Annotated in this window: 4 protein-coding genes; 1 reads left to right on the top strand and 3 read right to left on the bottom strand. The window is 72.9% G+C overall.

Annotated features, from left to right (window positions below):
- Both FDZ70_08135 and FDZ70_08130 read right to left on the bottom strand, forming a co-directional pair.
- On the bottom strand, positions 1-519 hold a 519-nt coding region (locus FDZ70_08135), incomplete at its 3' end, for a hypothetical protein (GenBank protein ID TLM72833.1).
- 226 nt (positions 520-745) lie between these two features.
- Positions 746-1,171 (bottom strand): hypothetical protein, encoded by a 426-nt coding sequence (locus tag FDZ70_08130; GenBank protein TLM72832.1) that lies wholly within the window; start codon positions 1,169-1,171, stop codon positions 746-748.
- Between the two features lie 43 nt (positions 1,172-1,214).
- On the opposite strand from FDZ70_08130, the gene FDZ70_08125 reads away from it, so the two are divergent.
- Complete coding sequence (locus tag FDZ70_08125; protein TLM72831.1) at positions 1,215-2,063, top strand: hypothetical protein; 849 nt, start codon at positions 1,215-1,217, stop codon at positions 2,061-2,063.
- A 14-nt stretch (positions 2,064-2,077) separates the two neighbouring features.
- Here the strand turns inward: FDZ70_08125 and FDZ70_08120 are convergent.
- On the bottom strand, positions 2,078-3,371 hold a 1,294-nt coding region (locus FDZ70_08120), incomplete at its 5' end, for a putative manganese-dependent inorganic diphosphatase (protein ID TLM72830.1).

Genomic DNA, 3,371 nt, shown 5'->3' with positions numbered 1-3,371 from the left:
CCTGAGCGCCGAGTCGCCGAGCGCCGCCAGGTCCGGCGGAAGCCCGAGGGTCGTGGTGACGCTCGCCTGCACGCCGCCATCGCGAGCGAGAGCCAGCCTGGTGCTCGAGCCGCCCGCGGCAGCCTCCGCGTTCACCCATCCGAACACGGTCAGCCTCAGCGCCGCCCACTGGCCCCTCAGCTCCGCTGCCCGGGTCTCGGGAAGTGTGGCCTCGAGCCGTGACAGGGACGTGTCGACCAGCCGGTCGGATCCTCGCAAGGCGCCGTAGGTGCCGGACACCTCCTCCGGCGCCCGGCCCTCGCGCACTGCGAATCCCATCCCGGTGGCATCGCCGAGGAACGCGGTGACGTCCTTGGACGCCGAGAGCGCCGCACTGCTGCGAGCGCGGGCGCGAAGCGCATCCGCCTCGGATGCCGCGGCCCGCGACTCCGCGATCCGCGCCACGGACGCGATCGCTACGTTGACCACGAGCATCATCGAGATGACGAGCGCTATGCGCGCCCGAACGCTGAGGTGCATGTCGGCTTCTCCTTGTCTCACACGGCGATGCCGAGTTCGGCCGCCGCTTCCTTCAGGCGTGTGATCCGGTCGGGGTCGTCAGCGTCGGCGGCGCCGACGAGCGCCACGAGGAAGCCCGTCCGGGAGGCCAGCTCACCCTTCGCGCGGATGAGTCCCATCGGGTCGTCGACGTAGCGGGCCTCGAGTTGCCGAATGACCGCGACGGCTATCGAGTGGAGTTGGCCCATCACGCCTCCGCCTCCCCCTCGGCCGCCGCGCGCTCCGCCGGCGAGAACACGACCGCGAGGGTGCGGACGCCGCCGAGCGCGAGGACCATGCCCGCGAGCGCGAGCATGCGCTGCCACGTCACGTCGCCGGCGTACATCGCGAGCCAGACCTCGCGCAGGACGAACGCGAGCGACGCGTCGACCAGGTGCGTGATCCGGATGCGCTTCGAGCGCATGTAGCCCGTGAGGGAGTGGAACAGCTCGATGAAGATGAGCACCGCCAGCACCTCGACGGACAGCGCCTTGAAACCGTCGGCCGCACGCCCGGTGATCGCGCTGACGACGTCGCCGACCACGCCCCAGACGGCCCAGACGAGGGCGACGAGCAGCGCCACGGCGAGCACCTCGACCAGAACGGCGATCACGGCGTCCTGCAGCCGCGCCATCACGTCCCGGGGCGTGGCGCCCTCGGCCCGGCCTCCGGCTCGTATGGTCGTCTTCAGGGCGCGCATGGTTCGACCAGCCTACGGTCCGCCGCGCGGCGGGTGGTTGCACGCCCGCAAACGCGGTGTTAAGCCGGCGCAAACAGATCGCGGGCGGCTCGGTGAGGCGCACGGCGGCGCACCCGCGTTCGGCCGGGCTGACCGTGGGATAATCCGCAGGGGACCACACCCTTCGCAGACGGGAGCGCATCGCATGGACCACCTGAGCATCGCGGACATCCTGCTGCGCCTCGGCGCCGCCGCCGCTGCCGGGCTCGTCGTCGGCCTCGAACGCGAGCAGCACGAGAAGGCGGCCGGCCTACGCACGCTCGCGCTCGTCTCGATCGGCAGCGCGCTTCTCGTGATCACCGCCGCGCTCGTCGCGCCGGCCGAGATCGTGCGCATGGCGGCGGGCATCGCGACCGGCGTGGGCTTCCTCGGCGCCGGAGCGATCCTGCGCGAGCGCGGGGAGGTGACCGGCTTGACGACCGCGGCCACGGTCTGGACCGCCGCGGCCCTCGGCGCGGCCGCCGCGGCGGGCGCCTTCGTCCTCACGGCTTTCGGCACCGCGCTCGCGCTCGTCGTGCTCGAGGTGCTGCGCCTCGTCGACCTGCGCTCGGCACAGCAGGACGCGAGGGTCTACGAGGTGACCTTCGCCGGAGCTGAATGGGACGAGGCCGCAGCGAGACGGTGCCTCGCCGAGGCGGGCCTGCGGACGACGCTGATGGGGCTCGCGTGGTCGCGCGACGAGGTGGTCGCCACGTGGCGCGTCGTCGGCCGGTGGGAGCGTCACGAGAAGGGGATCGCCGCCCTGCGCGACGCCCCGTCCGTGAGAGCGCTCCGCGTCATGACCTGACGGGCGCGGCCGCCCTACCCCGCGGCGTCGAGCAGCTTCGCCGCGACCTGCTTCTTGCGCGACAGCACGCCGGGCAGCCATGCCGAGCCGCCGGAGAGGTCCGCCTCGAGCGCGCGCTCGGCGAGTCGCGTCCGGCCCACGGCGAGGACCTCGGTCCCCTCACGCACCACGTCGGTGACCATCAGCAGCAGCAGCGTGCAGCCGCGCGCGGAGCGCATGCGCTCCATCTCCGCAACGAGCGCGTCCCTGTGCTCCGCGATGAGCGCCGCCGCGTCGACCGTCTCGACCTGCGCCACGGCGACGTGCTCGTCGCGCACGCGGTACTCCTTGAGGTCCGCGGTCACGGCGCGCTCGGCGGAGAACGTCTCGGCGGCGGAACGCGCTCGGAACATCTCCATCCCGAACGCGAGTGCGTCGACCCCGGCGATCCCGGCGAGCCACGACGCGATCTCGGAGTCGGTCTCCGTGGTCGTCGGCGACTTGAGCAGCACCGTGTCCGTGAGCACCGCCGAGAGCATGACCCCGGCCATCGCGGCGGACGGATCGACGCCGAGCTCGCGGTAGCGGGTCGCCACGATGGTCGCCGTGGAACCCACCGGCATGTTCAGGAACAGGATCGGCGATGCGGTCTGCACGTCCCCCACGCGGTGGTGGTCGACGATCTCGACCACCTTCGCCTCGTCGAGGCCCGGCGCCGATTGCGACAGCTCGTTGTGATCCACGAGCACCACGCGCCGCCGCAGGCCGCGCGCGACGTTCGTGCGCGTGAGCATGCCCTGCACGCGTCCCTCTCCGTCGACCACGACCGCCTCCCTGCGCGGGCTCGCCAGCAGGTCTTCCGCCGCCTCCGCGAGCAGCGCGTCGGGCTCGACGGTGAGCACGCCTCGGTCCATGACCTGGGCGACCGTGCGCGAGAGGTTGATGCGGCGCGCCGCAGCGAAGGTGTTGTGCGCGGTCGACACGACCGCCGCGCCCGTGGTGGCGGCACGCTCGAGCACCTCGGCGCCGGGACGGAAGCCGCCGGTCACCACGAGGCACGCCACCCCGGCGTCGAGCGCCATCGGCTGCGTGCGCACGCGGTCGCCCACGACGAGCGTGTCACCTGCGCGGATGTGCGCGAGCATCGTGCCCGGCTCCATCGCGCCGATGAGCACGTTGCCCTCGAGCACGCACGCGGCGTCGCCCGCGAGCACCTCGCCGTCGAGCGCAGCCGCGAGCTGGCCGACGGTCACCGGCCGGTCCGTGAAGCCCGCGACCGCCGTCTCTTCGACGTACAGCTCGGCGAGCGCCGCCTGGTCGATCAGCCCG

The organism is Actinomycetota bacterium, from assembly GCA_005774595.1.
In the GTDB taxonomy this organism is placed as follows: domain Bacteria; phylum Actinomycetota; class Coriobacteriia; order Anaerosomatales; family D1FN1-002; genus D1FN1-002.
The sequence above is the reverse complement of the archived record's forward strand: the minus strand, read 5'-3'. Positions and strand labels throughout refer to the sequence as shown.

Bases quoted from the DNA above. Each gene is read 5' to 3' on its own strand.
- FDZ70_08130 (TLM72832.1), bottom strand. From the start codon at position 1,171: ATGGCGCGGCTGCAGGACGCCGTGATCGCCGTTCTGGTCGAGGTGCTC.
- FDZ70_08125 (TLM72831.1), top strand. From the start codon at position 1,215: ATGGTCGTCTTCAGGGCGCGCATGGTTCGACCAGCCTACGGTCCGCCG.